This is a genomic window from Streptomyces sp. NPDC111744 (assembly GCF_055634995.1).
In genome coordinates this window covers 246,627-271,999 of the sequence record NZ_JBVKCG010000011.1, presented here as the reverse complement: position 1 = coordinate 271,999, position 25,373 = coordinate 246,627, and the positions used below count along the sequence as shown (strand labels likewise).

General features: G+C 72.6%; 24 protein-coding genes and 1 pseudogene. 14 read left to right on the top strand and 11 right to left on the bottom strand.

Features of this window, described 5'->3' with window-relative positions:
• Window positions 1-54: 54 nt before the first annotated feature.
• Window positions 55-1,668, bottom strand: a complete 1,614-nt coding sequence (gene lnt / locus ACZ7OO_RS25180; RefSeq protein WP_471507853.1) for an apolipoprotein N-acyltransferase — start codon at window positions 1,666-1,668, stop codon at window positions 55-57.
• Between the two features lie 185 nt (window positions 1,669-1,853).
• On the opposite strand from lnt, the gene ACZ7OO_RS25175 reads away from it, so the two are divergent.
• Window positions 1,854-2,882: an O-antigen ligase family protein gene (locus ACZ7OO_RS25175; RefSeq protein ID WP_471507852.1), complete on the top strand. Its 1,029-nt coding sequence runs from the start codon at window positions 1,854-1,856 to the stop codon at window positions 2,880-2,882.
• Between the two features lie 80 nt (window positions 2,883-2,962).
• Here the strand turns inward: ACZ7OO_RS25175 and ACZ7OO_RS25170 are convergent, their stop codons facing one another.
• Window positions 2,963-3,520: a hypothetical protein gene (locus ACZ7OO_RS25170; protein ID WP_471507850.1), complete on the bottom strand. Its 558-nt coding sequence runs from the start codon at window positions 3,518-3,520 to the stop codon at window positions 2,963-2,965.
• 89 nt (window positions 3,521-3,609) lie between these two features.
• A complete protein-coding gene (locus tag ACZ7OO_RS25165; protein ID WP_471507848.1) occupies window positions 3,610-4,401 on the bottom strand; it encodes a glutamate racemase in 792 nt (263 codons plus the stop codon).
• Between the two features lie 39 nt (window positions 4,402-4,440).
• Between ACZ7OO_RS25165 and ACZ7OO_RS25160 the strand changes: the two genes are divergently transcribed.
• Complete coding sequence (locus ACZ7OO_RS25160; RefSeq protein ID WP_471507846.1) at window positions 4,441-5,634, top strand: glycosyltransferase; 1,194 nt, start codon at window positions 4,441-4,443, stop codon at window positions 5,632-5,634.
• 14 nt (window positions 5,635-5,648) lie between these two features.
• On the opposite strand, the gene ACZ7OO_RS25155 is transcribed toward ACZ7OO_RS25160, so the two are convergent.
• Window positions 5,649-7,001 (bottom strand): TerD family protein, encoded by a 1,353-nt coding sequence (locus tag ACZ7OO_RS25155; RefSeq protein ID WP_471507844.1) that lies wholly within the window; start codon window positions 6,999-7,001, stop codon window positions 5,649-5,651.
• A gap of 276 nt (window positions 7,002-7,277) precedes the next feature.
• On the opposite strand from ACZ7OO_RS25155, the gene ACZ7OO_RS25150 reads away from it, so the two are divergent.
• From ACZ7OO_RS25150 to ACZ7OO_RS25135, 4 genes are all read left to right on the top strand, one after another.
• A complete protein-coding gene (locus tag ACZ7OO_RS25150; protein ID WP_471507842.1) occupies window positions 7,278-7,736 on the top strand; it encodes a DUF6643 family protein in 459 nt (152 codons plus the stop codon).
• A 42-nt stretch (window positions 7,737-7,778) separates the two neighbouring features.
• Window positions 7,779-8,603: an MOSC domain-containing protein gene (locus ACZ7OO_RS25145; RefSeq protein ID WP_471507841.1), complete on the top strand. Its 825-nt coding sequence runs from the start codon at window positions 7,779-7,781 to the stop codon at window positions 8,601-8,603.
• Window positions 8,604-9,024: 421 nt separating this feature from the next.
• Entirely contained in the window at window positions 9,025-9,630 is a 606-nt protein-coding gene (locus tag ACZ7OO_RS25140) for an Rv1733c family protein (RefSeq protein ID WP_471507839.1), read from the top strand.
• A gap of 173 nt (window positions 9,631-9,803) precedes the next feature.
• On the top strand, window positions 9,804-12,242 hold the full coding sequence (locus ACZ7OO_RS25135; protein WP_471507837.1) for a right-handed parallel beta-helix repeat-containing protein: 2,439 nt from the start codon (window positions 9,804-9,806) through the stop codon (window positions 12,240-12,242).
• Here ACZ7OO_RS25135 and ACZ7OO_RS25130 read toward each other — a convergent pair whose 3' ends face one another.
• Window positions 12,243-14,552 (bottom strand): hypothetical protein, encoded by a 2,310-nt coding sequence (locus tag ACZ7OO_RS25130; protein ID WP_471507835.1) that lies wholly within the window; start codon window positions 14,550-14,552, stop codon window positions 12,243-12,245.
• Between the two features lie 293 nt (window positions 14,553-14,845).
• Between ACZ7OO_RS25130 and ACZ7OO_RS25125 the strand changes: the two genes are divergently transcribed.
• Both ACZ7OO_RS25125 and ACZ7OO_RS25120 read left to right on the top strand, forming a co-directional pair.
• Complete coding sequence (locus ACZ7OO_RS25125) at window positions 14,846-15,661, top strand: DeoR/GlpR family DNA-binding transcription regulator (RefSeq protein WP_471507833.1); 816 nt, start codon at window positions 14,846-14,848, stop codon at window positions 15,659-15,661.
• Window positions 15,662-15,727: 66 nt separating this feature from the next.
• Window positions 15,728-16,213, top strand: a complete 486-nt coding sequence (locus ACZ7OO_RS25120; RefSeq protein WP_471507831.1) for an SRPBCC family protein — start codon at window positions 15,728-15,730, stop codon at window positions 16,211-16,213.
• A 167-nt stretch (window positions 16,214-16,380) separates the two neighbouring features.
• On the opposite strand, the gene ACZ7OO_RS25115 is transcribed toward ACZ7OO_RS25120, so the two are convergent.
• Window positions 16,381-17,505, bottom strand: a complete 1,125-nt coding sequence (locus ACZ7OO_RS25115) for a PLP-dependent cysteine synthase family protein (RefSeq protein ID WP_471507829.1) — start codon at window positions 17,503-17,505, stop codon at window positions 16,381-16,383.
• Window positions 17,506-17,863: 358 nt separating this feature from the next.
• On the opposite strand from ACZ7OO_RS25115, the gene ACZ7OO_RS25110 reads away from it, so the two are divergent.
• Together ACZ7OO_RS25110 and ACZ7OO_RS25105 are read left to right on the top strand one after the other, a co-directional pair.
• Window positions 17,864-18,187, top strand: a complete 324-nt coding sequence (locus tag ACZ7OO_RS25110; protein WP_471507827.1) for a hypothetical protein — start codon at window positions 17,864-17,866, stop codon at window positions 18,185-18,187.
• Window positions 18,188-18,371: 184 nt separating this feature from the next.
• The gene (locus ACZ7OO_RS25105) at window positions 18,372-18,992 is read left to right on the top strand and encodes an ATP-binding protein (protein WP_471507825.1); all 621 of its coding nucleotides are present in this window, start codon (window positions 18,372-18,374) and stop codon (window positions 18,990-18,992) included.
• Window positions 18,993-19,059: 67 nt separating this feature from the next.
• Here the strand turns inward: ACZ7OO_RS25105 and ACZ7OO_RS25100 are convergent, their stop codons facing one another.
• Both ACZ7OO_RS25100 and ACZ7OO_RS25095 read right to left on the bottom strand, forming a co-directional pair.
• Window positions 19,060-19,215, bottom strand: coding sequence for a hypothetical protein (locus ACZ7OO_RS25100; RefSeq protein WP_471507823.1), 156 nt, complete (start codon window positions 19,213-19,215; stop codon window positions 19,060-19,062).
• Window positions 19,212-19,502 carry an SHOCT domain-containing protein gene (locus ACZ7OO_RS25095; RefSeq protein WP_352222868.1) on the bottom strand — a complete coding sequence of 97 codons (291 nt, stop codon included), beginning with the start codon at window positions 19,500-19,502 and terminating at the stop codon, window positions 19,212-19,214. The genes ACZ7OO_RS25100 and ACZ7OO_RS25095 overlap by 4 nt, the downstream gene beginning before the upstream one ends.
• Before the next feature lie 205 nt (window positions 19,503-19,707).
• Here ACZ7OO_RS25095 and ACZ7OO_RS25090 point away from each other — a divergent pair, with 205 nt between their 5' ends.
• From ACZ7OO_RS25090 to ACZ7OO_RS25080, 3 genes and pseudogenes are all read left to right on the top strand, one after another.
• Complete coding sequence (locus tag ACZ7OO_RS25090; RefSeq protein ID WP_471507821.1) at window positions 19,708-20,262, top strand: TetR/AcrR family transcriptional regulator; 555 nt, start codon at window positions 19,708-19,710, stop codon at window positions 20,260-20,262.
• A 5-nt stretch (window positions 20,263-20,267) separates the two neighbouring features.
• The gene (locus ACZ7OO_RS25085) at window positions 20,268-20,651 is read left to right on the top strand and encodes a cupin domain-containing protein (RefSeq protein ID WP_471507819.1); all 384 of its coding nucleotides are present in this window, start codon (window positions 20,268-20,270) and stop codon (window positions 20,649-20,651) included.
• Window positions 20,561-21,244 (top strand): annotated as a pseudogene (locus tag ACZ7OO_RS25080) (phosphotriesterase family protein); the annotation flags it as partial. The gene ACZ7OO_RS25085 and the pseudogene ACZ7OO_RS25080, both read left to right, overlap by 91 nt.
• Window positions 21,245-21,305: 61 nt before the next feature.
• On the opposite strand, the gene ACZ7OO_RS25075 reads toward ACZ7OO_RS25080, so the two are convergent.
• Window positions 21,306-22,541 carry an ROK family protein gene (locus ACZ7OO_RS25075; protein ID WP_471507817.1) on the bottom strand — a complete coding sequence of 412 codons (1,236 nt, stop codon included), beginning with the start codon at window positions 22,539-22,541 and terminating at the stop codon, window positions 21,306-21,308.
• A 135-nt stretch (window positions 22,542-22,676) separates the two neighbouring features.
• Complete coding sequence (locus ACZ7OO_RS25070) at window positions 22,677-23,327, bottom strand: alpha-ketoglutarate-dependent dioxygenase AlkB family protein (RefSeq protein WP_471507815.1); 651 nt, start codon at window positions 23,325-23,327, stop codon at window positions 22,677-22,679.
• A gap of 68 nt (window positions 23,328-23,395) precedes the next feature.
• Here ACZ7OO_RS25070 and ACZ7OO_RS25065 point away from each other — a divergent pair, with 68 nt between their 5' ends.
• On the top strand, window positions 23,396-24,526 hold the full coding sequence (locus ACZ7OO_RS25065) for a methyltransferase (RefSeq protein WP_471507813.1): 1,131 nt from the start codon (window positions 23,396-23,398) through the stop codon (window positions 24,524-24,526).
• Here ACZ7OO_RS25065 and ACZ7OO_RS25060 read toward each other — a convergent pair.
• Window positions 24,513-25,373 (bottom strand): class II fructose-bisphosphate aldolase, encoded by an 861-nt coding sequence (locus tag ACZ7OO_RS25060; protein WP_471507880.1) that lies wholly within the window; start codon window positions 25,371-25,373, stop codon window positions 24,513-24,515. The genes ACZ7OO_RS25065 and ACZ7OO_RS25060 overlap by 14 nt on opposite strands.

Here is a 25,373-nt window from a genome sequence, read left to right as displayed (position 1 = left end):
CCGCCCGGTCCTACCGCACCGGCCGAAGCCACGGGGCGTACAGAGGGTGTACGGCTACGCGTCACCGGCGCGCCGGGAGCGCAGCCCGGAGCCGATCGCCCAGCCGACCCCACCCGCCGCGACCAGCACCAACGCGATCTCGGGCAGGATGCCCAGCTTGGTCGCGGGCGTCTCGGAGGTGCGCAGCGGCACCTTCTGGACCAGGTAGGCGGGTACGAACATGCCGGTCTTCTGGGTGATCTTCCCGTCCGGCATGATGATCGCACTGACGCCGCTGGTCACCGGGACGGTGACGGTCCGGCTGTGCTCTACCGCGCGGATACGGGACATGGCGAGCTGCTGGTAGGTCATCTCGCTGCGGTCGAACGTGGCGTTGTTGCTCGGCACGGAGATCATCTCGGCGCCGTGCGTGACGGTGTCCCGCACGTCCCAGTCGAAGGCGGCCTCGTAGCAGGTGGCGAGGCCGACCTTGGTCCCGTCGATGTCGAACACGCCGGGCTTGGAACCCCGGCTGAAGTCCTGCCGGACCATGCTGGTCCAGTTCTTGTTGATGGCGCCGACCACACCGCGCAGCGGAAGGTACTCGCCGAAGGGCTGGATCTGCCGTTTGTCGTACGTCGCCGTCGGGCCCTTGACCGGGTCCCAGAGGATCTGCTCGTTGAGGAGCTTGCCGTCCCGTTCGACGACCCCGCCGACCGAGATGGGCACGCCCATCGCCGTGGCAGCCTCGTCGATCACGGCGGCCGCGTCGGCGTCGGCGAACGGGTCGACGTCGGAGGAGTTCTCCGGCCACAGCACGAAGTCCGGCTTGGCGGCCTTGCCCGCCTTGACGTCGGCGGCCAGCTTGAGCGTCTCCTTCACGTGGTAGTCGAGCACGGCCTGCCGCTGGGACGCGAAGTCCAGGCCGGCGCGCGGCACATTGCCCTGGATGACCGCGACGGTGACCGAGCCGCCCTCCGCCTTGTCGGTCACCAGCGTCCGAGCGGCTACCGCACCCACCACGGGGACGGCCACACTCAGCAGGGCCGCGGCCGCCGCCCCGCGCCGGATCTCACGCGTACGGCACCCCTCGACGGCCAGGCGCACCACCTCGTACAGACCGAATCCGCACAGGACGACCGCGAAGCCGAGCACGGGGGTGCCGCCCACCGCCGCGAGCGGCAGGAAGACGCCGTCCGCCTGGCCGAAGGCGATCTTGCCCCAGGGGAAGCCGCTGAAGGGCGCACGCGCGCGTGCCGCCTCACCGGCGATCCACACGGCGGCCGCCCATACCGGCCAGAACGGCAGTTTGGACACGGCGGCGACGCCTACACCGACCAGGGCGACGAAGATCGCCTCGATGGCCACCAGCGCGAGCCACGGCCCGGGACCGACCTCGACGCCGGTCCACACCAGCAGGGGCAGCAGGAAACCAAGTCCGAACAGATAGCCGAGGCCGAGTGCCGCCTTCCAGGTACGGCCGCGCAGCACCCACCCGAGTCCGGCGAAGGCGGGCAGGGCCAGCCACCACAGGGTGCGCGGCGGGAAGCTGACGTACAGCAGCACTCCGCTGAGCGCGGCGGCGGCCGCGGGGACCAGGCGGCGGAGCAGCCGCAGGCCGCGTGCGCGGGGCGCTGGGCGCGGTGTGAGCTGGTCCGACTGGTCGACGGAAGTTGCGGTGACGGTCACTCCGGGAGTGTACGGCGGCCGGCCTTGCGGCCGACAGCACGGTCTCGGCATGCAGGAATCACACCGTTCCCGCTCAAGTCGTCCACAAAGCGGGCATCACCGGTTACGGTGAGCCGGGGCGGGCGGCGAGGCCTGCCACAGGTGGGGGGACCGGGTACGGGGGGGCGACGGTGGGGTCGACCGGGATGATGTCCGCTGCCGGCACGGACGCGGACAACGAGAGACGAAACGTTTCTGATGCGGTGGGCGTCGTGGTGCTCGGGGCGTGCGCCGTGTGGCCGCTGCTCTCGGCGGCCGGGCGTGACGGACGGCCCGAGGGCGTGCTGCTGGCGGTGCTCGCCGTGGCCGCTGGCTATGCCGCGGGCCGGATGTCGGGGGCGCTGTGGCCGGTGGCCGCGCCCTGTGTCGGCGCGCTGGCCGGGCTGGGCCTGGCGGTGGCGATGCCCGAGGTGGCGGCGGGCCCCCAGTTCACGACGCCCCTCGGCCATGCCGGTGCCGTCGCGGCGCTGCTGGTCCTCGCGACGGGTGGCGTGTGCTGCGCCGTCTGGGCGACACCGGTTCCGGCGCTGCGCTTCGGACTGCGGACGCTGGCCGCCGGGATCGCGGTGACCGGTGCGGCCATGGGCTCGGCGATGGGGTGCGCGGCCAGTGCCGCCGTGCTGCTGTACTCCCTGGCCGCCGGCCGAATGCGCCGTCGGGGACCGGGCATCGCGGGCCTGGCCCTGGTGGCCGCGCTGGTGACCGGCACGGTCTGGGCGGTCGCCGCGAACGTCCTGCCCACCGGCCTCAGCACCGCCCTGGCGGGCCCCCTCACCGAGCGCCGCGTCCAGCTATGGCGGGACGCCCTGCATCTCGCCCGCCGGAACAGTGCACTGGGCGTCGGCCCCGGCCGGTTCGGCGAGCTGAGCGGCACCGCGTCCGAGGCCCTGCTGCCCGTCGGCAAGCCGCACTCCGCGCCGCTCCAGCAGGCCGCCGAACAGGGTCTGGTCGGTGCCCTCCTGCTGGCCGCCGCGTTCTGCTGGATTCTCTACGCCCTGTGGCGCTCGCCCCGCTCCACGCCGGTCGTGGTCACCGCGGGCGCGGCGCTTACGGCACTGGCCTCGATCGCCGCGGTCGGCGACGCCCTGAGTTTCACGACGGTGTCGGCGGGCGCCGGCCTGCTGGCGGGCCTGGCGACGGCCCGGCCGTGGGTGGCGGGTCTTCCACAGAGCTGAGGCGGACGTCCATGTGCCCCCGGCACACGCCCATGTGCTCCGGACACATGTGGTTGGGCCATACAGCCACGCGGGTTGTCTCAGTGGGCGGTGCCGGGTGCGATCGTCCGCAGGCGTTCCCTGATGGCCCGGACCGCCGACTCGGCGTTGTCCACGGTGATCGTGAAGGTGTGGCCGTCCCACAGGCTCAGGACGATGCCCTCGCCACGGCGGACGACGACGGCCGTGCCCTTCTCGGGCCGCCAGCGGTAGCCCCAGCCGCCCCAGTGACGCGGAGTGATCTGCGGCGTGAAGTCGGCGCCGACCACATGGGAGAGCGGAATACGGCGCCGCGGCACCCCTATATGGCCGCAGCGGACTTCGAGGCACTCCTTGTCGAGCTTCAGATCGACATGCACGAAGGCGAGGGTGCCGAAGAGGACCAGCAGCCCGGCGGCGATGCAGCCCACGACGGACATCACCAGCGGGGCGATCCCCGAGGTCCAGGCGGAGTCCACGGCCAGTTCGATGCCGAGCGCCATGCAGGCCGCGCCGACCAGCGCCAGCAGCCACTGGACCCGGTTGGTGGCGCGCCCCGTCCAGACATCCGGGTGCGGGGCGTCCTCGTCCGGGGAGCGGTCGTGGGGGTGGTCCCTCATGTCTACGAGATTACTCAGGTTTCGCTGCGCGGGTACTGCGTTGCGGAGGGTGACTGCTCACATCGGCGGTATCGGCAGCCCCTGAGGGTTCACTGGGAAGCGGCGGGGCTGATCGTCCGCAGCAGGCGCGCCTCGGCGTAGCTGAGCGCGGCCTCGGGGAGTCCGCCCTCGCGGCCGTTCAGCAGCACCGTCACCGTGCCGGTGGCCGGTGCGTCGGGGGCCGGCTGCGCACCGATCCGGCGCAGCGCCTGGGCGGCCACCGCTCCAGCGGACCCGTGCAGGGCGACGGGTGCGGCGCGGGGGCGCTGGACGGCGGTGCGGATACGTTCCGCCAGGAGTTCGTAATGGGTGCAGCCCAGGACGACGGTCCTTACATCGTCCGGTGTGAGCTGGGCCGCCGCGCCCACGGCGGCGTCGACGGCCGCCTGGTCGGCGTGCTCCACGGCCTCGGCGAGGCCCCAGCAGGGCACCTCGGTGACCGGCACGCCGTTGGCGAAGTCCTCGATGAGGCCCCGCTGGTAGGCGCTGCCGGTGGTCGCGGGGGTCGCCCAGATCGCCACGGGGCCACCACCGGCCGCGGCGGGCTTGATCGCCGGGACGGTGCCGACGACGGGGATGCCGGGTTCAAGGCGGGCGCGCAGTGCGGACAGGGAGTGCACGGTCGCCGTGTTGCAGCCGACGATCATCGCGTCGGGGTGACGGGCTGCCGCGGCCTCGGCGACGGCCAGGGCGCGCTCGGTGATGCCTTCGGGGGTGCGGGGCCCCCAGGGCATGCCCTCGGGGTCGAAGGAGAGGACGAGATCCGCGTCAGGGCGCAGCCGCCGTACCGCTGCGGTGGCCGCCAACAGGCCGATGCCGGAGTCGATGAGCGCGATCTTCACCCGGCCACGATAGACGATGGGCCGTTGGCGTCAGGTCCCATGGGGCAGACTGCGCGGGTGAGCGCCATTGTGTGGACCGCCGCCGTATCCCTCGCCGCCTGGCTGTGGCTGCTGCTCTGCCAGGGCTTCTTCTGGCGCACCGACGTCCGGCTGCCGCCCCGGCACGATCCTGAGAAGTGGCCGGATGTGTGCGTGGTCGTGCCGGCCCGGGACGAGGCCGCCGTACTCCCTCTGAGTCTGCCGTCGCTGCTGACGCAGGACTACCCGGGGCGGGCGGAGGTGTTCCTGGTCGACGACGGCAGTACGGACGGCACCGGGGAGCTGGCCCGGGAGCTGGCCGCGCGCCACGGCGGGCTGACGCTGACCGTGGCCTCGCCCGGCGAGCCGCCGGCGGGCTGGACCGGCAAGCTGTGGGCGGTACGGCACGGCATCTCTCTGGCACGCGCGCGTGACCCCGAGTATCTGCTGCTGACGGACGCGGACATCGCACACGAGCCGGACAGCCTCCGGCTGCTGGTGGCGGCCGCGCGCACGGGGGGCTTCGACGCGGTCTCGCAGATGGCCCGGCTGCGGGTGGAGAGCCTGTGGGAACGGCTCGTGGTCCCCGCCTTCGTCTACTTCTTCGCCCAGCTGTACCCGTTCCGCCGGATCGGCCGGAGGGGGTCGCGTACGGCGGCAGCGGCGGGCGGTTGTGTGCTGCTGCGCGCCGATACGGCGGAGAGGGCGCGCATCCCGGACGCGATCCGGCACGCGGTGATCGACGACGTGGCGCTCGCCCGTGCGGTGAAGGCTTCCGGCGGCCACATCTGGCTGGGGCTCGCGGACCGGGTGGACAGCGTCCGGCCCTATCCACGACTGCACGACCTGTGGCGGATGGTCTCCCGCAGTGCGTACGCGCAACTGCGGCACAACCCGCTGCTGCTCCTCGGTACGGTCGCCGGTCTCGCGCTGGTGTACCTGGTACCCCCGGCGGCGGTGCTGGCGGGCGCGGTAGCCGGCAGCGCGGCGGCGGCACTCGTCGGGGCCGCGGCCTGGCTGGTGATGACCGCGACGTACGTGCCGATGCTCCGCTACTACCGGCAGCCGCTGTGGCTCGCCCCTCTGCTGCCGTTCACCGCGTTCCTCTATCTCCTGATGACGGTCGACTCGGCGGTGCAGCACTACCGCGGGCGCGGGGCGGCCTGGAAGGGCCGTACGTACGCGCGTCCCGGCGCCGTGGCCGACGAGGGCTGACCCGCTCCCTCAGGTCACTTGCGGCCGGGCGTCCAGTTCATGCCCCAGCCGTAGGCGCGGTCGACGGTCCGCTGGGGGCTCACCCCGCGGTCCGGGACCAGATAGCGCGCCTCGCGCTGCACGACCAGGTCGCCACCGGTATTGGTGAGCAGGGCGAGGGCGCACACGGTCGAGGGGACAGTGCACTCGTCCAGGGAGAAGTCGATCGGGGCACCGTGCTGGGGTTGGAGGGTGACGGTGGCGTGCAGGTCGGCGAAGGAGCTGGCGCCCTGGTAGATCGTCACGAATACCAGGATGCGCCGGAAGTCCTCTTTGTGGTCGAGGTTGACGGTGAGGTTCTCCCCGCTCGCCACGGCACCGGTGCGGTCGTCACCGTCGAGATGGATGTACGGGGGCCGGCCGAGCGAGCCGAAGGCGTTGCCCAGTGCCTGGACGACGCCCTTGCGGCCGTCGGCGAGCTCGTACAGGGCGCACAGGTCGAGATCGAGGTCGGCCCCGCCGTGCCGGGCGCCCCAGCCCGGGGACTGCTTGCGGACCTGCCAGTTGAGGTTGACGCGCAGCGAGCCGGAGGTGCCGCCCTGTTTGGCCAGGGACACGGAGGGGGCCGACTTGGTGAGCGTCACCTTGGACAGGCGCACGGGCGCGGCCGGTGAGGGTGGCGGCGGGACGGGCAGGCCGCCGGCGGTCGGCGCCGGGTGCTGAGGGAAGGGGAGACCGCCGGGCTGCGGCGGGGGCACCTGGGCGGGCGCCTGCGGGGCGCCGGGGGGCGTGGTCACCGCGGGGGTGGCCGGCCGGGCGGCCTGGGGCACGGGCGGCGGTGCCGGGTGCTGCGGCTCTTCCACCGTGATCCCGAAGTCGGTGGCGAGTCCTTCGAGCCCGCTGCTGTAGCCCTGTCCCACGGCACGGAATTTCCAGCCGCCCTGGCGTCGGTACAACTCACCGAGTACGAAAGCGGTTTCCACCGTGGTGCCGGTACTGTCGAACCGGGCGACCTCGTTCCCGTTCGCCGCGTCGCGGACTTCGATGTAGAGACCGGGGACCTGGCCGAACGTTCCGCCGTCGGCGGAGGCCGCCAGGACGATCTGCTCGATCGGGGCCTCCACGCGCGCGAGGTCGACGAAAAGGGTGTCGGTGACCTGATCACCGGAGTGCCGTTTGCCCTCGTGGCGGACCGCGCCGGAGGCGTGCGCGGGCTGGTTGTAGAAGACGAAGTCGCCGTCGGAGCGCACTTTTCCGGCGACCAGCAGCAGCGCCGAGGCGTCCGCGTCGGGGACACCCGGACCGGAGCGCCAGCCCAATTCGATACGCAGCGCCGCGGTCGGCACCGGCGTATTGGATCCTTTCGACATTGACATGTCCGCCCCCATCACGTGTCGCCATACCGGGCGCGCCCGGCGGTCCCAGATCATCCCTACCCGCACAACCTATTCCCGGGGACAGAGAAGTCCCATGAGGCACAGGAAGATCCCTGTCCAACTGCCGGTAACCGGCGCAGAACTCGGCCTTTACACGATCAGAACGTTGATTGCCGTCCCTTTTTGCCGAGTTCGCTCGGGTTGGGGATGCGGCGTCACTGCCGACACGGAAAACAACCCTCTTATCGGTCTCCCCAACCAGCACATCGTGGGCTTAACTTATGTGCCATGACCTCCCCCCGCTCCACCTATGGCGGCGGCTACTACTCCGCCTCCTTCCCGGACACCCCGATCTACGACTCCCTCGTGGCCGAGCGGGGCACCCCGCAGATCGCCCCGATCCGGGTCCCCCCCGCCTACGACGCGCCCAGCAGCATGAACCTGCCCGCGCTCCCGTCGGCACTGCCCGCGCTCCCGGCGGGCCCCTCCCAGCCGGCCCCCGGCTACGGCTACCCGCAGATGCAGCAGCCCGCTCCGCTGCAGCAGGCGCCCACGGCGTACATCCCCCAGCAGGCGACGGCACCGCGCGGCTACTACCCCGGTCAGCAGCAGCCGCAGCCGCCGCGCCCGACGATGGGCGGCACCGGGTACGAGGCGATGCGCCCGGCGGCTCCGCGTCCCGCGCCGACGGCTCCGTACCAGGACCCGTACAACAACCAGCAACAGCAGCAGTACCGCGGCTACTGATCGGCATCCCCCGATGTCGGTGCCGCCTGGCACGATGGCGTCATGGGGATCGCCGGTCTGCAGTCGATACACGTTCACCCGGTCAAGGCGCTCCGGGGCTTCTCGCCCCGGCAGGCCGTTGTGGAGCCCTGGGGGCTGGCCGGTGACCGGCGCTGGGCTTTGATCGACGACGGGGGAAAGGTCGTCACCCAGCGCGAACAGCCGCGCCTCGCGCCCGCCGCCGCCGGGCTGCTGTCCGGTGGCGGCATCCGCCTGTCCGCGCCCGGGCGGGCCCCACTGGAGGTGCCGGTCCCGAAGCCGGCGGCCACGGTGCCGGTGGACGTCTTCGGTACGAAGGTGGAGGCGCTCCTCGCGGCCGAGACCGCGCACGCCTGGTGCAGCGACTATCTGGGAGCCGACATCCGCCTCGTCCACATGGACGATCCAGCCACCCGCCGCCCGATCGACCCGGACCACGCGCTGCCGGGCGAGACCGTCAGCTTCGCCGACGGCTATCCCCTGCTGCTCACCACACAGGCCTCGCTCGACGCCCTCAACTCCCTCATAGCGCAGGGCGACCACGCCGACGAGGGCCCGCTCCCCATGAACCGCTTCCGGCCGAACGTGGTCGTCCGGGGCACGGAGCCGTGGGCGGAGGACGTCTGGACACGGATCGCCATCGGCGAGGTCGAGTTCCGGGTGTCGAAGATGTGCGGGCGGTGCGTCGTGACCACGACCGACCAGGAAACCGCCGAGCGCGGCCGGGAACCGCTGCGGACGCTGGCGCGGTATCGCAGGGTCGGCAACCGACTCGTCTTCGGCCAGAACCTGGTGCCGTGCTCCCCCGGCACGATCCGGGTCGGGGACCCGGTGCGCGTCCTCGGCTGATGTCGCCACGGCCGACCCGTCCTGGACGGAGCCACCCGCACTCTCACCGGCTCCCCTCCCCTGACGGCCGTCGGCCGCGCCTCGTCGCCCCAGCTTCCTGCGTCCTGCGCTCACCCCGTAGCCGCCGCCCTCCAGCCTCCACCGAGTCGCCCTCGCCCGAGCCACGCCTCTTGCACCACCCGCACCACCCTCGCCCGAGCCACGCCCCCGCGCCGCCCCCGCCGCCCTGTCCCAAGCCGGCTTCGACTCGGACTCGAGTGATCTCCGCCCTCGCGGGAACCCAAGTCCGCGGCCCGGTCGTTGGGGTCGTGGGAAGTTCATGAAAGCACCGGCCGGGGGTGATTTCGCTCTCTCTTCGGCCGGGCTCACGGGTGAACGGCTCGGGCGGGGGTTATCACGGAGCGGGAAGGGGTGGTGGACGGTGCGAGCGATCCGCGGCCTGTGGCGCTGGCGGCGCAATCCGCTGCGCCGCGCGACCGACCTGGTCGAGGCCTGGGTGGCCCTGGTGGCACTGCTGCTGATCGTGGTGGCCGCGCCCGTGCTCGGCTCGCTCGTCGGCGCCGCCGCCCAGGACACCCTCCAGCGGTCCGTCCGGCAGCAGCACCACGACCGGCATCTGGTCACGGCCACCGTCGTACGGAAGCTGGACGGCTCCCTGGTCGAGCCCGACCCCGACGCCACCAGCGCCCACGACACCCGCAGCCGCGTCCTGGCCAACTGGACCGCACCGGACGGCACCCGACAGTCCGGCGCTGCCCTGACGACCCTCAAGTCCCCGCACAAGGGCGACCACTTCGGCATCTGGACGGACCGGCACGGCCTGCTGACGGCCCGCCCGCTGGACTCAGCCACCGCGACGACCCACGCCGTGCTGGCCGGGTTCGGCGCGACCCTGCTCACCGCGGGCCTGGTCGAGGGCGCCAGACGGATGATCGTCTGGCGTATGGTCCGTCGCAGATACGAGCGTTGGGATCAGGCCTGGGACCGGGCGGGCCCGGACTGGGGCAAGGCCGGCACCGGCAGCTGAGGGCCTTTCCGCCTCTGGTCAGTCCACCACCTCGGCGCACGCTACGGTGGACCGGCCGAAGCGCATTCGGTATCGACCCGCGCGCGAGCGGACCGCAGGGGCCGGACACCCTCCGAGGTGGCCCCCATGGCGAGCAAGCGATCTGTACGACGAGGTGGGGGCTCAGCAACGCCATGGCACAGGGCACGGTACAGGTGACGCACACCGGCACATCGAGGTGGCGGCGCCGCACGGGTGAGTACGCGTCGCTCGCCGCCGCCCTGGAGGCCGCCGCCGACGGCGACGTCCTGACGGTCGCGCCCGGCACCTACCGGGAGAACCTCGTCGTCCAGCGCGCGGTGACGCTGCGCGGCCCGGAGGGCTCGCCCGGCTCGGTGCGCATCGCGCCCGCGGACGGGGTGCCGTTGACGGTGCGGGCCTCGGCGGTCGTACAGGACCTGCATGTCGAGGGCCAGGACGCGGCCGCGCCCGCGCTGCTCGTCGAGGAGGGCGCGCCGGAACTGCTGGACGTGCGGATCGTCACCCGCTCCGCCGCCGGCATCGAGGTGCGCGGCGGAGCGCGCCCGACCGTGCGGCGGTGCACCGTGGACAACCCGGCCGGCATCGGCATCGCCGTACTCGACGGCGGCGGTGGGGTGTTCGAGGAGTGCGAGGTCGTGGCGGCCGGTCAGGCGGGGGTGGCGGTGCGCGGCGGCGGCCGTCCGCGGCTGGAGCGCTGCCGGATCCACCACGCATCGGGCACGGGGATGACGGCGACCGGCGAGAACTCCTCGCTGGAGGCCGTGGGTTGTGAGATCTACGAGGTGCGCGGCTCCGGTGTGCAGGTCACCGCACGGGCCACGGCGCACCTCACCGACTGCGATGTGCACCGCACCACCGCCGACGGCGTGACGCTCGACACCGACGCGGTGCTCACCCTCGCCGACTGCCACATCCACGACATCCCGGAGAACGCGGTCGACCTGCGCTCGCGCTCGGTGCTGACGCTGACGCGGACGACCGTGCGTCAGTTCGGTCGCAACGGGCTGTCGGTGTGGGACCCGGGCACCCGCGTGGACGCCAACCAGTGCGAGATCTTCGACAGCACGGGTGACTATCCGGCGGTGTGGGTGAGCGACGGTGCCACCGCCGTCCTGGACTCCTGCCGGGTGCACGACGTGCCGGACGCGCTGTTCGTACTGGACCGCGGCTCCCGCGCGGACGTCGTCGACAGCGACCTCTCCCAGGTGCGCAACACGGCGGTGTCGGTGAGCGACGGGGCGACCGCGCAGCTGGACGACTGCCGGATCCGGGACGCGGCCACCGGCGCCTGGTTCCGTGACCACGGCAGCGGCGGCACCCTCAACAACTGCACGGTGGACGGCACCCAGACCGGAGTGATCGTCACCAAGGGCGCCGACCCCACCATCGAGCGCTGCACGGTGGACTCCCCGGCCGAGGCGGGCTTCTATGTGTCGGCGGGCGGCCGCGGCACCTTCGAGAACTGCCGGGTCACCGGCAGTGGCGGCTACGGGTTCCATGTGATCGACGGCTGCCGTACGACGCTGCGCAAGTGCCGTACGGAGCGGTGTGCGCGCGGAGGTTACGAGTTCGCCGACGGCGGCCCGGACGCGGGTTCGGGCACCGGCCCGGTGGTGGAGGACTGCACCAGCGACGAGAGCGGCAGCCTGCGGCCGCCCGCGGCGCACGAGCCGGCCGTACAGACCGCGCGCCAGACCCCCGGACTGCTGGGCGCGATTCCCGGCCAGCGCAGCACCGAGCAGGAGCCGCTCCTCACCCCCGCCGCGCCCCAGGAGCCGGCCCGCACCTCCAAGGCCGTGCTCGGTGAACTCGACGCGCTGGTCGGCCTGGAGAGCGTCAAGCGCGAGGTCCGTGCGCTGACCGACATGATCGAGGTCGGCCGGCGCCGTCAGCAGGCCGGTCTGAAGGCCGCCTCGGTCAAGCGGCACCTGGTGTTCACGGGCTCCCCCGGCACCGGCAAGACGACGGTCGCCCGGCTCTACGGCGAGATCCTCGCCTCCCTCGGGGTGCTGGAGAAGGGCCATCTGGTCGAGGTGTCCCGGGTCGACCTGGTCGGTGAGCACATCGGTTCCACGGCGATCCGCACCCAGGAGGCCTTCCAACGGGCGCACGGCGGTGTGCTGTTCATCGACGAGGCGTACGCGCTGTCGCCGCAGGACGCCGGGCGGGACTTCGGCAAGGAGGCCATCGACACGCTGGTGAAGCTGATGGAGGACCACCGGGACGACGTGGTGGTGATCGTCGCGGGCTACACGGAGGAGATGGAGCGCTTCCTTTCGGTCAACCCCGGAGTGGCGTCCCGGTTCTCCCGGACCATCACCTTCAGCGACTACGGCCCGGACGAACTGCTGCGGATCGTGGAGCAGCAGGCCGACGAGCACGAGTACCGGCTGGCGCCGGGCGCCTCCGAGGCACTGCGGGAGTACTTCACGGTGCTCCCCAAGGGCCCCGCGTTCGGCAACGGCCGTACCGCCCGGCAGACCTTCGAGGCGATGGTCGAGCGGCACGCGAGCCGGGTCGCCCAGCTAGCCGACCCGAGCACCGACGACCTCACCCTGCTGTACGCGGAGGACCTCCCCGAACTCGCCTGATCAGCCCGCCGGTTGCGGCCGCTGCCCGGGCAGCTCCGGGCGCAGCCGGGCCAGCAGCCGTTCCCGTTCCTCGGCGAAGACCGGGTCCGCCTGGTAGTCGGAGTGGCCCAGGATCGGGGCGGGGAGCGGGTGCTCAGGGGTGCGTCCGTAGGCGAGGGGGTCCTTCAGGGGGGTGTGGTCGACCTCCGGGCCGTCGCCGGCGGGGATGCGGACGGGGCCGCCGATGGGGTCGGTGAGACGGTAGAGGTTGCGCCAGCAGGCGACCTCGCGGTGCAGGGAGCCGAGTTCGGCCGGGCCGAAGTGGGCGGGGAACCAGCGGCCGTACAGGCGCTCCAGCGGGGAGCCGTACGTCAGCAGGGCGACGCGCTTGCGCACCGACGGGGTGAGCTGCCAGGCCGCCGCTGCCGCGAGGACGCTGCCCTGGGAGTGGCCTGAGATGACCAGCCGGCCCCCGGTGCAGCGGGTCCAGGTGACCATGCGCCAGGTCAGGTCGGGGACCGCGCGCTCGGCGTAGCAGGGCGGGGCGAAGGGATGGGCGGCGCGCGGCCAGAAGGTGCCCACGTCCCAGAGGATGCCGATGGTGCGCCGGGCGGAGGCGTCCTTGTAGGCGCGCCGGCCCCAGGTGACGAAGAGTATGAAGCCGAGCCCGACCAACCAGGAGCCGAGCGCCTGCGAGGCCTGGGCCGCGCCGTGCACCAGGGCGCAGGTCCGGTCGGCGGCCGCGTCCGGTGTCTTTCCGGTGGCGAGCGCGCCCACCAGCGCCCCGGCGCCCAGCACCAGCGTGGTCGCGCAGAGCACGGTGACGATGAGCGGTGTCCGGTCGGTGAGGGCGGCCATGGCGCGGACCCCGGCGATACGGCGGGTACGTGCCAGGTCCTCCGGTTCGCCGGCGTGGTCGAGGTCGACGGCGGCGCGTTCGGCGTGGGCCAGTCGCGAGGTGCGCCAGGAGAGCCAGGCGACCGCGGCGAGGAGCACCACGAGAACGGGCGGGATCACCGAGGCCTGCCAGGTCAGCAGTACCGGCGGCCCGGCGAGGGAGGTCCCGGTGCCGTCCAGCCAGTCGGAGACCCGCTGGGCGACGCCGCCCGAGATCACCCCGCCCAGCGCGCAGGCGAGCAGCGCGACCGCGGGCCCGCCGAGACCGCGCATCGTGGCACGCGGATCGGGGAGCCGGCGGTGCAGGTCGTGGGCGACGACCCCGAGGACGATCACCAGCATGCCCTGGACCAGGGCCAGGCCTCCGAAGGCGGTGTCCCCGGCGAGCCGCCCCACGGAGCGCCACCCCGGGCGGGACCAGCCCGCGTACAGCAGGGCGAGCGCCAGCAGGGCGAGGGCGCCCAGCGGCAGGCGTCGTACCAGATGCCGGTCGAGTTCCTGGTCGAGGAGGTTCTCGCTGCGGCCCCGGCGGCAGACCACCCACACCGCGGCGACCGCCAGGGCGGCCAGCGCGGCGAACAGGAGCCACCCTGCCGCGTCGAGTACGGCGGGTCCGCCGGCCCGGCGGTCGAAGGAGGCCGCCGGTGCGAGGACCGCGGCGGCGACGGTGAGCAGGCCCACCGCGGTGTGGGCGGCGCGCAGCCGGGCCACCAGCCGGCGCCCGTACCAGAAGCCGGGGCTGCCGAGGGAGGTGTGGCCGGGCTCGGGGTTGTGGGCCAGCGGCCGGGTGGACTCGTAGGCGCTCCAGGTGCGGTGCGAGAGATACCAGAGCAGGCCGGTCAGGGCGGTGGGCACCAGGGCCGCCAGGGCGAGGCGGCGGCCGGGGGCGCTCCACCAGCCGCCGTCGGAGCCGGCCGGTGAGAGGAAACCTAGCCAGGAGTGCCGGCGGGCGCAGGCGGTGACGCCCGCGCACTGCCAGGCGGCCAGGTCGAGGGCGACCTCGCAGGCGGCCGCGACGAGCAGCACCGTCAGGGTGAGCCCGACGAGCCGGACCAGCAGGCCGTAGAAACGCACGGTGCGCGGCCGGTTCTGGGCGGCGGGGCGCATCCAGTGGGCGAGGTTGACCACCATGAACGGCAGAAGGAGCAGCCACAGGGCGCGGGAGGCGTTGCCGGAGGTGAGGTTGCACCAGACGTACGCCTCGGGCACCGGGCGGCCCCGGTAGTCGCCGGGCCGGGACTCGGCGTCGACGTCCTCGGCGCGGCGGAAGACGGCGGCCGTGTTGTCGCCGGTGATCCGCACCGTGCGCGGATCGTCGAGCATCTTCCCGGGCGTGGTGCCGCCGACGCCGTGCACCAGCAGTTCCAGGTCGATCTCCGGTACGGCGGACCGCTCGGCGGGGTCGCCCGCGGTACGTTCCTGCGCGCGTTCCACTCTTCTCGCACTTCCCCCGTGCCGCGCCGATGGTCTGTGTCCGTGCGGGCTTCAGGATCGCCGATTCCGGTGTGACACACACCACTCGCCACGGAATCTCCCCGTTGTGTGTGACACCTGAGGGAACACGTGGTGACCGAATGGCATGTGCGCACCGCCACAGGGAGTGGCGCAACCGGCGTGGTCCCGTGAAATGATGGGGCGCCCACGCACCGGAGCCGGGCGAAATGTCCTGGTCGGAGCCGGTACGCAGGGCGTGTCGGACGGCTTGAGGCGAGAGGACCGGAGCGTACGTGAGCGAGAACCAGAACCTCCTCGCGGAGCAGCGCCGCGCCCTGATCCTGGACGAGGTCCGGCGCCGGGGTGGCGTGCGGGTCAACGAGCTGACCCGCAAGCTCGGTGTGTCGGACATGACCGTACGCCGGGACCTGGACGCGCTGGCCCGGCAGGGCGTGCTGGAGAAGGTGCACGGCGGTGCGGTGCCGGTGGTCGAGGCGAGCACGCACGAGCCGGGCTTCGAGGCCAAGTCGGGGCTGGAGCTGACCGCCAAGGAGGACATCGCCCGGGCCGCCGCCGAACTGGTCGTGCCGGGTACGGCGATCGCCCTGTCCGGCGGTACGACGACATACGCGCTGGCCCATCAGCTTCTGGAGGTCCCCGATCTGACCGTGGTGACGAACTCGGTGCGGGTCGCGGACGTCTTCCACGCGGCGCAGCGCGTCTCCGGGCAGCGGCAGGGCGCGGCGACCGTCGTGCTGACCGGCGGAGTGCGCACCCCGTCCGACTCGCTCGTCGGCCCGGTGGCCGACCAGGCGATCGGGGCGCTCCACTTCGACCTGCTGTTCCTCGGTGTGCACGGCATATCGGTCGAGGCCGGACTCTCCACGCCGAACCTCGCGGAGGCGGAGACCAACCGCCGTCTGGTGCAGTCGGCCCGGCGGGTCGTGGTGGTCGCCGACCACACCAAGTGGGGCACGGTGGGCCTGAGTTCGTTCGCCCAGCTGGAACAGGTCGACACGCTGGTCACGGACGCCGGGCTGCCGGCCGCGGCGCGCGCGGAGATATCCGAGCACCTGCGCCGTCTGATGGTGGCGGGCGAAACCGACTGAGGGGCAGACAGATGACGGGCCGTCAGCTACCTTTTCGGGACAGCGTCTCACGAGGAGGTCGGCCCGGTGGCTCACCAACTGCGCCCGGCGGGACTCGACTTCGTCGAGACCGCACCCATACGGCTCGTGTTCGGGCAGGAGATGACGGCGGCGCCCGAGGCAGTCTTCCGGGCCCTCGCGGAGGACGTGCCGGGCTGGTCGGAGTGGTTCTCGGCGGTGCGGTCGGCCCGGCCGACGGCGGACGGCCGCGAGGTACGGCTCCGGGGCGGCGTCCGCTTCGAGGAGACAGTGCTCACGGCGAAGGCCCCTGAGGTGTACGCCTACCGGGTGGACATGACGAACGTGCCAGGTCCGAGGTCGTGGGTGGAGGAGTGGCGCCTGGTGCCGTCCGGCACCGGCACCGGCACGCGGGTACGGATGACGTTCGCACTGGACGGTACTGCGCTGTTCCGGGCCGTGAGCAGGCTGGCGTCGCCGGGCATGGGCCGGGCGTTCCGCACGGCGGTCCAGACCTTGGACCGGCGGCTGTCCCTGCAGGCCGACAGAGCCTAGGGGCGCGGGGCCGTGTCGATGTGCGGCTCCGCCGAGCGGGCGTGCTCAGCCACGGACCACTCGCACCCCGGAACACCCCGCAGACCACCCGCGCCGCCCCCGAACACCCCGCACCGCCCCCCGAACGGCCCGCACGCCGCCCCCAACGGTCCGCAGACCACCCGCGCCTATCCTGGCCAGACTCCGGTCGCCAGCAGGGCCTCGATCGCCGCCGAGTACGGTGCGATGTCCAGCCCCTGCTCCTCCAGCCACGAATCCGAGTAGTACTTGTCGAGATACCGGTCCCCCGGATCGCACAGCAGCGTCACCACGCTCCCCGTACGCCCCGCCGCCACCATCTCGGACACGATCTTCAGCGCGCTCCACAGCCCGGTCCCGGTGGAACCGCCCGCCTTCCGCCCGATCGCCCGCTCCAGTGCCCGCACGGCCGCCACGCTCGCCGCGTCCGGCACCTTCATCATCCGGTCGACGGCCCCGGGCACGAAGCTCGGTTCCATCCGGGGCCGCCCGATGCCCTCGATCCTGGAGCCGCAGTCGCAGGTGACGTCCGGATCGCCGGTGATCCAGCCCTCGAAGAAGCAGGAGTTCTCCGGGTCGGCGACACAGATCCGAGTATCGCGCTGGGTGTAGTGGACGTAGCGCGCCAGGGTCGCAGACGTACCGCCGGTCCCCGCCGTGGCCACGATCCACGCCGGCTCCGGGAACCGCTCCAACTCCAGCTGGCGGAAGATGGATTCGGCGATGTTGTTGTTGCCGCGCCAGTCCGTGGCCCGTTCGGCGTAGGTGAACTGGTCCATGTAGTGGCCGCCGGTCTCCACCGCGAGGCGCGCGGATTCCTCGTACATTTTCCGGGAGTCGTCCACGAAGTGGCACTGGCCGCCGTGGAATTCGATGAGCCTGCACTTCTCGGAGCTGGTCGTGCGCGGCATGACGGCGATGAACGGCACGCCGATCAGCTTGGCGAAGTACGCCTCGGAGACGGCCGTCGAGCCGCTGGACGCCTCGATCACGGGACGGCCGGGCCGGATCCAGCCGTTGCACAGTCCGTAGAGGAAGAGCGAGCGGGCCAGCCGGTGCTTGAGGCTTCCTGTGGGATGGGTCGACTCGTCCTTGAGGTAGAGGTCGATGCCCCACGCCTCGGGCAGGGGGAAGCGCAGCAGATGGGTGTCCGCCGAGCGGTTCGCGTCCGCCTGGACCTTGCGGACGGCTTCTTTGAGCCAGTCGCGGTACCCGGTGTCGCTGTGGTCGACGTCGAGGGTGTCGCCGGTGCGGATCTGCGGGGTGGTGCTCACGGCGAGACTCCTTACGCTGGGCGCCGACGGCGTCCGAGCGCGGCCGACACCCCGATCATAATCACCTTCCGCACCGCTTCTCACCTGCATAAACGCATCTTTGAGCTCCTCAAAGACACCCTGGGGAACAGTGGCGCGAACCATTCGGGGGCGCATTGCGGCGAGTGCTCCGGGCGCCCCCTGCCCGGCGGCCCGTGCGCACTGGTGCTCGTCGCCGAGGGCGGGCAGACTGCCACCGGACGGGACGAACGTCCCGAACGGGGGCGCACACTGGATCACGAAACGAGCCGGAGCACGCCGGCCGGGGCCACAAGCCCGCGGGCCGGTGACCGAGGTACTCGAAAAGGGGCGGGGCAGGATGGCGGAGCCGGAGTTCACGGCGCAGGGCGTGCGGATCGACAAGCGGCTGCGTTCGCTCACCCGGGCCGGGCAGGTCCGGATAAGCGACGGCAGGCTGCAGCTGCTGACCAGCTACGGCAGCGAGATCGACAGCGCGCCCGTGCAGGCGGTGCGGGCCTCCAAGCCGTGGTTCGCGTCGGAGGACCGGGCCCTGGCCGACCTCAACGGCCAGCGCTACTCACTCACCCTGGGCGACCACGATCCGGCGCCGGGCGAGCCCGGGCCGCCCGCGGCGCGCCGCTTCATCGAGGCGGTCCGGCGGGCCGCCGGGCGTGACCACTGAACCACGGCGAGTTGCGGGACCGTGCGCACTGGGTCACGCTTGTCTCACGTCACTCTGGGTTTACCGGCGATAACGCTGCGAACCAGCCCCGCCGGCCACGACAGCAGGCGGCCCCCTGGACGGCGGCGCCCTGCTGGATCCGTTCTCCGTGTTCTTCCGGACCTCACGTCGGGGAGTCGCAGTCGTGATCGAACACCCAAGCAGACACTGCTCGGTGGAGCTCCAAGCCCTGCCCTCGCGGATCGGCCAGATCCGCAGAATCGTATCTGCACAGTTGCGCTACTGGCATCTGGACCCGCTGATAGACCGGGCCGCGCTCGGTGTGACCGAGTTGCTGACCAACGTCCACCGGCACGCCCAGCCCGACAAGAACTGCACCGTGGAGATCGAGCTCCAGCTCGACCGGCTCACGGTGTCGGTCCGTGACCACGATCCGCGCCTCCCGGTGATCGAGGACGGAACGGACATCGCGCCGATGGCCACCTGCGGCCGGGGACTGGCGATGGTGGCCGCGGTCAGCGAGAGCTGGGGGGTACGGCCGCACGACGACGGCAAGGTCGTGTGGTTCACCCTGCCCGCGCCGACCGCCACACCGAAGGCGGCCCGCCCACAGCACCGTACCGCCGAGCCGGCATCCCGCCGGGTCGTCACGGCGGGACCGGCGGCCACCGGTGCGCCCGCTGCCGGGAATGCGACCGCCGGCGCCTCCGCTGTCGCGGTCCACATGGCCGCCGACGCACCCGCTCCCCCACCCGTGACCGCCACTCCCTCCGCTGCCGTACCCGCGACCGCCGGTGCTCCCTGACACCGCACACGCTCCCGCCCGCTCGGCTGTCGCCAGTTGAGCGGGCGGTGAGTCTTCCCCTCAGGCGCTACTCCACGGCGATGGCCCGCAGCCAGGCCCGGCGGGCGGCCCGCCTGGCCGGACACAGGCCCGTCGGGCCGCCCGGAGCCACGCCCATCAGCACCATGACGACCGCAACGTCCAGGGCGCGTACGGCGATGTCGCCACCGCCGTACACCCTCATGCCGCACCGCCCTTGCCGATACGGCCGAACTGCTCCTCCAGGACGGACAGCCGCCGCCAGTACTCGTCCTCGTCGATCTCGCCGGAGGCGAAGCGGCGGCCGAGGACGGCCAGCGGCGAGTCGCCCGCCGGGCGCCCTGCGTCCATCGGACGCCAGGGGCCACCGCGCCCACGCCACGCGGTGCGGCGCAGGACGGTGACGACGCCGATCACGACGGCCGCCCAGATCAGCGGGAAGAACAGGATCCACGGGCCGGGCCCGCCGTCCCAGTTCGCCAGGGTCTCCATCTCGCTCAACTCCCTTGTCGTCACCCCTTCTCGAACCTTGCCGAAAGAGGCCTTGATCTGACGCCTAGAGACTGGCTCCGGGGAGGGGTCCGGGTCGTCGTGCGACCGGCGGCAGTGGCCGTACCTCCCGGGGAGTACGCGGGCGAAGGGCGTCTGCTCCCTTCACGGTTGACCCACTGTACCTACTAGTATGTACAGTGGATGTATGAGCACGTCGGAGCGGTTGATCGAGTCCACCCGTGAACTGTTGTGGGAGCGCGGTTACGTCGGCACAAGTCCGAAGGCGATCCTGGAGCGCGCCGGGGCCGGCCAGGGCAGCATGTACCACCACTTCAAGGGCAAGCAGGACCTGGCCCTGGCCGCCATCCGGCGGACCGCCGAGGAGTTGCTGGCCACCGCCGAGGGCGTACTCACCGGGCCGGGCACGCCGTACGAGCGGATAGAGGCGTACCTGCGGCGCGAGCGCGATGTGCTGCGCGGCTGCCCGGTCGGACGGCTGACCATGGACCCGGACATCATCGCGAGCGACGAACTGCGGGCGCCCGTCGACGAGACGCTCGACCGGATCCAGGAGCTGATCGCCGGGATCGTCGAAGAGGGCAAGGAGCAGGGGCAGTTCGGGCCCCAGGTGGACGGCGAGGAGATCGCCGCGACGGTCCTCGCGACCGTGCAGGGCGGGTACGTCCTCGCCCGTGCCTCCGGCTCGCCCGCCGCTTTCGACGCCGGCGTGCGCGGACTGCTGTCGCTGCTGAGGAGCTGACGTACGTGCACATCACCACAAGACGCCCGGACACACAGCAGGGCCCGGCGGAGAACTTCACCGGCTCGGTGTGGCTCGATGAGACAGCCGCGCCCGCCGCCCCGTCCCGGCTGCGCGTGTTCAACGTCCGTTTCGCGCCCGGCGCCCACACTGCCTGGCACCGGCACCCGTACGGCCAGGTGCTGCACGTCCTGGACGGCGAGGGCCTGGTGCAGCGCAGGGGCGGCGAGGCGGAGGCGATCCGCGCGGGGGACACGGTGTGGATCGAGCCGGGCGAATGGCACTGGCACGGCGCCGGGCCCCGCACCTGCACCAAGCGGCGCACTATGCGCCGGAGTTGCTCGACGGGCTGGGCGGGAGGCTCGCCGACGTCTTCGTCGCCGAGCTGACCGAGGGCATAGGCACGTCCGGGGTGCGCGCCGGTCTGATCAAGGTGGCGGGGGGTTTCCACGCCCTCGACGCGCACACCCGCTGGACGATGACGGCGGCGGCCGAGGCCCACCACGCGACGGGCGCGCCCGTCGCCGTGCACCTGGAACTGGGCACCGGCGCGCTCGACGTACTGGACCTGCTGTGCGGGGAGTTGGGCGTCCCCGGCGACCGGGTGATCCTCGGCCACCTCAACCGCTCCCCCGACCTCGTCGTGCAGCGTCAGGCCGCCGCCTCCGGCTGCTGGCTGGCCTTCGACGGACCGTCCCGCGCGAACCATGCCACCGACTGGCGCATGCCGGAGGCCGTCCGGGCTCTGGCCGAGGCCGGCTTCGGGGACCGGCTGCTGCTCGGCGGTGACACCGTGGTGGCGGGGGCGCGGTCGGTGGACGGCGGACCCGGGATGCCGTATCTGCTGCGCCGGGTGCGGCCGCGGCTGGCGGCGGAGCTGGATGCGGAGCACGTAGAACGCATCCTCACCGAGAACCCGGCCCGGGCCTTCGCCGTCGACTGGCGTCAGGCCTGGTGCGCGGGGAGTTCGGCGGTCCGGTAGGCGATCTGCTCGTAGGACGTCCGGAAGCGCGGGCCCGGCCTCACCGCTCAGTGGTGGACCGTCACTGCAGCGCACCGAGCGGATCGTCCAGCACCGGCTGCCACGCCAACTCGGCCGCACCCACCAGGCTGTTGTGGCTCAGCGTGCACGGCAGGATCGGTACGCCACCGCTCTGGCCCCACAGGCTGCGGTCGGCGACGACGGCACGCAGCCGCTCGGGGTCGGCGTCCAGCAGGGTGCGGTGCAGGCCGCCGAGGATGATGCGGTCGGGGTTCAGGATGTTGACCAGGCCGGCAAGGCCCAGGCCGAGGCGGTCGATCAGGGCCTCGGCGGCCCTGCGCACGGTCGGGTCGGCGTAGTGGTCGCGGACCAGGTCCTCGGCCTGCCGGAGCAGCGACACCTCGGGGCCGGGGTCGCGGCCCGCCTCGATGAGCAGCGCCAGCGGATCCGCCTCGACGTCCAGACAGCCCCGGCTGCCGCAGTGGCAGGGGCGGCCCTCGGGGTTGACGGTGAGGTGGCCGACCTCCAGGGCCAGTCCCGAACTCCCCGTGTGCAGACGGCCGTCGAGGACCAGCGCGCCCCCGACGCCCCGGTGCCCGGTGGCCACGCACAGCAGATCGCGGGCGCCCCGGCCTGCCCCGTGCCGGTGCTCGGCGAGCGCGGCGAGGTTCACGTCGTTGCCCGCGAAGGCCGGGCGGGTGATCCCGGCCGCGCGCACGCACTCCGCGAAGATCCGGCGCACGGGCGCGCCCACCGGCCAGGCCAGGTGCAGGGGGTTGAGGGCCAGGCCCTCCGGTTCGGCGACGGCGGACGGCACGGCGAGCCCGGCGCCGACGCAGCGCAGGCCGGTGGTGCGCAGCAGGTCGGCGCCCGCTTCCACCACCGAGCCGAGCACCTTCGCCGGGTCGGCGTCGACGGTCTCGCAGCCTGGGGCGGTGGCGACGATACGGCCGCCCAGGCCGACCAGCGCGGCACGGAAACCGTCGGCGTGGACCTGTGCGGCGAGCGCGACCGGGCCGTGCTCGGCGACCTCGAGGCGGTGCGAGGGGCGGCCCTGTGAACCGGCCGCGGCGCCCGGGTGTGCGTCGACCCTGATCAGGCCGAGGGCCTCCAGTTCGGCGGCGACGGCGCCGGCGGTGGCCCGGGTGACGCCGAGTTCGGCGGTGAGCACGGCGCGGGTGGGGGCGCGGCCGGTGTGCACGAGTTCCAGTGCGGGGCCGAGTGCGCCGCGTCCTCGGTCCAGTCTCGTCCTGGAGGTCCCTTCCCCCGTCGGGCGGGGGGCCGCCTTGCCGCTCATGAGAGCGAGTCTGCCATGATCCGTAGACTGGTTGAGCCGGGAGCGCCGTGCGAACGGTACGACGCCGTCGTGGCTGGTCGCGCCCACGCGGCGGAGCCGCACATCGATCCAGCCCCGCGCCCTTCGGGGCGCGCTTCACAAACCGCTCGTGCGAAGCGTGACGTTCAAGCGGCCGGTCAAGCCCAGCTCCCGCGGACCCGTGCCCGGGTACACCCTTGGCACGCCGTGATACGCCAGCCTGCTCTCGCCCCCGAAGACGAACAGGTCGCCCGACCGCAGCTCCACGTCCGTGTAGGGCTTCGCCCTGGTCTCCGTGTTCCCGAAGCGGAACACGCAGGTGTCCCCCAGGCTCAGTGACACCACCGGCGCGTCCGACTTCTCGTCGGCGTCCCGGTGCATGCCCATCCTCGCGTCGGCCTCGTAGAAATTGATCAGCGCGATGTCGTACGACAATCCGCCGACCGCCTGTGGGCCCAGCGCGTCGGTCACCGCACGGCGGGCCAGTTCGTCGAGCCAGGCCGGGAACGGCTTCACGGGGCTGCGGTCGCCGTCGACGACGGTGCGGGCGTAGGCGTACGGGTACCAGTGCCAGCCCAGGCAGACCTGCCGGGCGGTCATGGTGCCGCCTTGCGGGGTGCGGACCGTGCGCAGCCCGGCGGGCGGCCGGGCCCACTCCCGGCAGGCGTGCAGCAGCTCACGCTGCCGTGGCGCGCTCAGCCAGTCGGGGACGTGCACGGCGCCCGGCGCGACCTGGGCGCACGCCCTCGGGAACAACTCGTCCTCCATGCTCCCCATCCTGCCCGACCGGGTCTGAGCTGCGGCTCCGCTAGCCTGGACGCACGATGAGCGACCGTATGACGACTGCGTGGGGCGAGTACGAGCTGTCCCGCTTCCCCCAGGACCCGAGCGACCGGCTGCGTGCCTGGGACGCCTCCGACGCGTATCTGCTGAGGCACCTGGCCGAGGAAAGGACCGGGCTGTCCGGCACGGTCGTGGTCCTCGGCGACCGGTGGGGCGCGCTGGTCACGGCGCTGGCGGAGTACCGGCCGACGCAGATCACCGACTCGTACCTGAGCCAGGAGGCGACCCGGGCGAACCTGGCGCGCGCGGGTGTCGAGACGGGGGCGGTACAGCTGCTCACCACCCAGGATCCGCCGCCGGAGCGGGTGGATGTGCTGCTGGTGCGGGTGCCGAAGAGCCTGGCGCTCCTTGAGGACCAGCTGCTCAGGCTGGCGCCCGCCGTGCACAAGGACACGGTCGTGATCGGCACCGGCATGGTGAAGGAGATCCATACGTCGACGCTGCGGCTGTTCGAGCGGATCCTCGGCCCGACCCGCACCTCGCCGGCCGAGCAGAAGGCCCGGCTGATCCACTGCGTCCCGGACCCGTCGTTGCGAAGGCCGGCGAACCCGTGGCCGTACAGCTACGTGCTCCCGGACGGCATCGGCGCGGTCTCCGGGCGTACGGTCGTCAATCACGCGGGCGTCTTCTGTGCCGACCGGCTCGACATCGGTACCCGGTTCTTCCTACGGCATCTGCCCGAGGGCGGCCGGCGGATCGTGGATCTGGGGTGCGGCAACGGGGTCGTCGGTACGGCGGTGGCGCTGGCCGATCCGACGGCCGAGGTGCTGTTCGTCGACGAGTCGTTCCAGGCGGTGGCCTCGGCGGAGGCCACGTACAAGGCCAACGGGGTGCCAGGACATGCCGAGTTCCGGGTCGGGGACGGGCTGGCCGGGGTCGCGGCCGGAAGCGTGGACGTGGTGCTGAACAACCCGCCGTTCCACTCCCACCAGGCGACCACCGACGCGACGGCGTGGCGGATGTTCACCGGGGCGAAGCGGGCGCTGCGGCCGGACGGCGAGCTGTGGGTGGTCGGCAACCGGCACCTGGGCTATCACGTGAAGCTGCGCCGGCTGTTCGGCAACAGCCAACTGGTGGCGAGCGACCCGAAGTTCGTGGTGCTGAAGGCGGTCAAGCGCGGGTAGTCCGCAGGACGCCGGTGATCCTCGTGACCTCCCGGACCATCGCCTCCCTGCCGACGCTGAGGTACTTGCGGGAGTCGACCGTCTCGGGGTGGTCCGCGAGGAAGCGGCGGATCGCGGCGGTCATCGCCATGTTGAGCGCCGTGCCGACGTTGACCTTGGCGATGCCGCCGGCGACGGCGGCGACCAGGCCGTCGTCCGGGACTCCGGAGGAGCCGTGCAGGACGAGCGGGACGGGCACGGCGGCGTACAGGCGTGTGAGGAGGTCGTGGTCGAGGGCCGCGGTGCGGGTGGTCATGGCGTGCGCGCTGCCGATCGCCACGGCCAGCGCGTCGACCCCGGTCCCGGCGACGAAGGCCCGTGCCTCCTCGGGGTCGGTGCGTGCGCCGGGCGCATGGGCGTCCTGCGGCGGGCGGCCGTCCTTGCCGCCGACCTCGCCCAACTCGGCCTCGATCCACAGTCCTTGGGTGTGCGCCCAGTCGACGGCCGCCGCGGTCGCGGCGAGGTTCTCGGCGTACGGCAGCCGGGAGGCGTCGTACATCACGGAGCTGAAGCCTGCCTCGGGTGCCTGCCGGAGCAGCTCGTCGCTCTGGACGTGGTCGAGGTGCAACGCGACCGGCACGCCGGCACGTTCGGCGGCCGCGGTGGCGGCGCGGGCGAGCGGGAGCACCCTTCCGTAGCGGAACTTGACGGCGTTCTCGCTGACTTGGAGGACCACGGGCGAACCGGCCGCCTCGGCGCCGGTGACGACGGCCTCCACGTGCTCCAGGGTGATGACGTTGAACGCGGCGACGGCGGACCGGGCCTCGGCGGCCCGGGTCAGCAGCTCACCGGTGGCGGCGAGGGGCAC

Coding starts and splice junctions, on each gene's coding strand:
- ACZ7OO_RS25175 (WP_471507852.1), top strand. CDS start 1,854: ATGATGTCCGCTGCCGGCACGGACGCGGACAACGAGAGACGAAACGTT.
- ACZ7OO_RS25170 (WP_471507850.1), bottom strand. CDS start 3,520: ATGAGGGACCACCCCCACGACCGCTCCCCGGACGAGGACGCCCCGCAC.
- ACZ7OO_RS25160 (WP_471507846.1), top strand. CDS start 4,441: ATGGGGCAGACTGCGCGGGTGAGCGCCATTGTGTGGACCGCCGCCGTA.
- ACZ7OO_RS25155 (WP_471507844.1), bottom strand. CDS start 7,001: ATGGGGGCGGACATGTCAATGTCGAAAGGATCCAATACGCCGGTGCCG.
- ACZ7OO_RS25150 (WP_471507842.1), top strand. CDS start 7,278: ATGACCTCCCCCCGCTCCACCTATGGCGGCGGCTACTACTCCGCCTCC.
- ACZ7OO_RS25145 (WP_471507841.1), top strand. CDS start 7,779: ATGGGGATCGCCGGTCTGCAGTCGATACACGTTCACCCGGTCAAGGCG.
- ACZ7OO_RS25135 (WP_471507837.1), top strand. CDS start 9,804: ATGGCACAGGGCACGGTACAGGTGACGCACACCGGCACATCGAGGTGG.
- ACZ7OO_RS25110 (WP_471507827.1), top strand. CDS start 17,864: ATGGCGGAGCCGGAGTTCACGGCGCAGGGCGTGCGGATCGACAAGCGG.
- ACZ7OO_RS25100 (WP_471507823.1), bottom strand. CDS start 19,215: ATGAGGGTGTACGGCGGTGGCGACATCGCCGTACGCGCCCTGGACGTT.
- ACZ7OO_RS25095 (WP_352222868.1), bottom strand. CDS start 19,502: ATGGAGACCCTGGCGAACTGGGACGGCGGGCCCGGCCCGTGGATCCTG.
- ACZ7OO_RS25090 (WP_471507821.1), top strand. CDS start 19,708: ATGAGCACGTCGGAGCGGTTGATCGAGTCCACCCGTGAACTGTTGTGG.
- ACZ7OO_RS25075 (WP_471507817.1), bottom strand. CDS start 22,541: ATGAGCGGCAAGGCGGCCCCCCGCCCGACGGGGGAAGGGACCTCCAGG.
- ACZ7OO_RS25070 (WP_471507815.1), bottom strand. CDS start 23,327: ATGGAGGACGAGTTGTTCCCGAGGGCGTGCGCCCAGGTCGCGCCGGGC.
- ACZ7OO_RS25065 (WP_471507813.1), top strand. CDS start 23,396: ATGACGACTGCGTGGGGCGAGTACGAGCTGTCCCGCTTCCCCCAGGAC.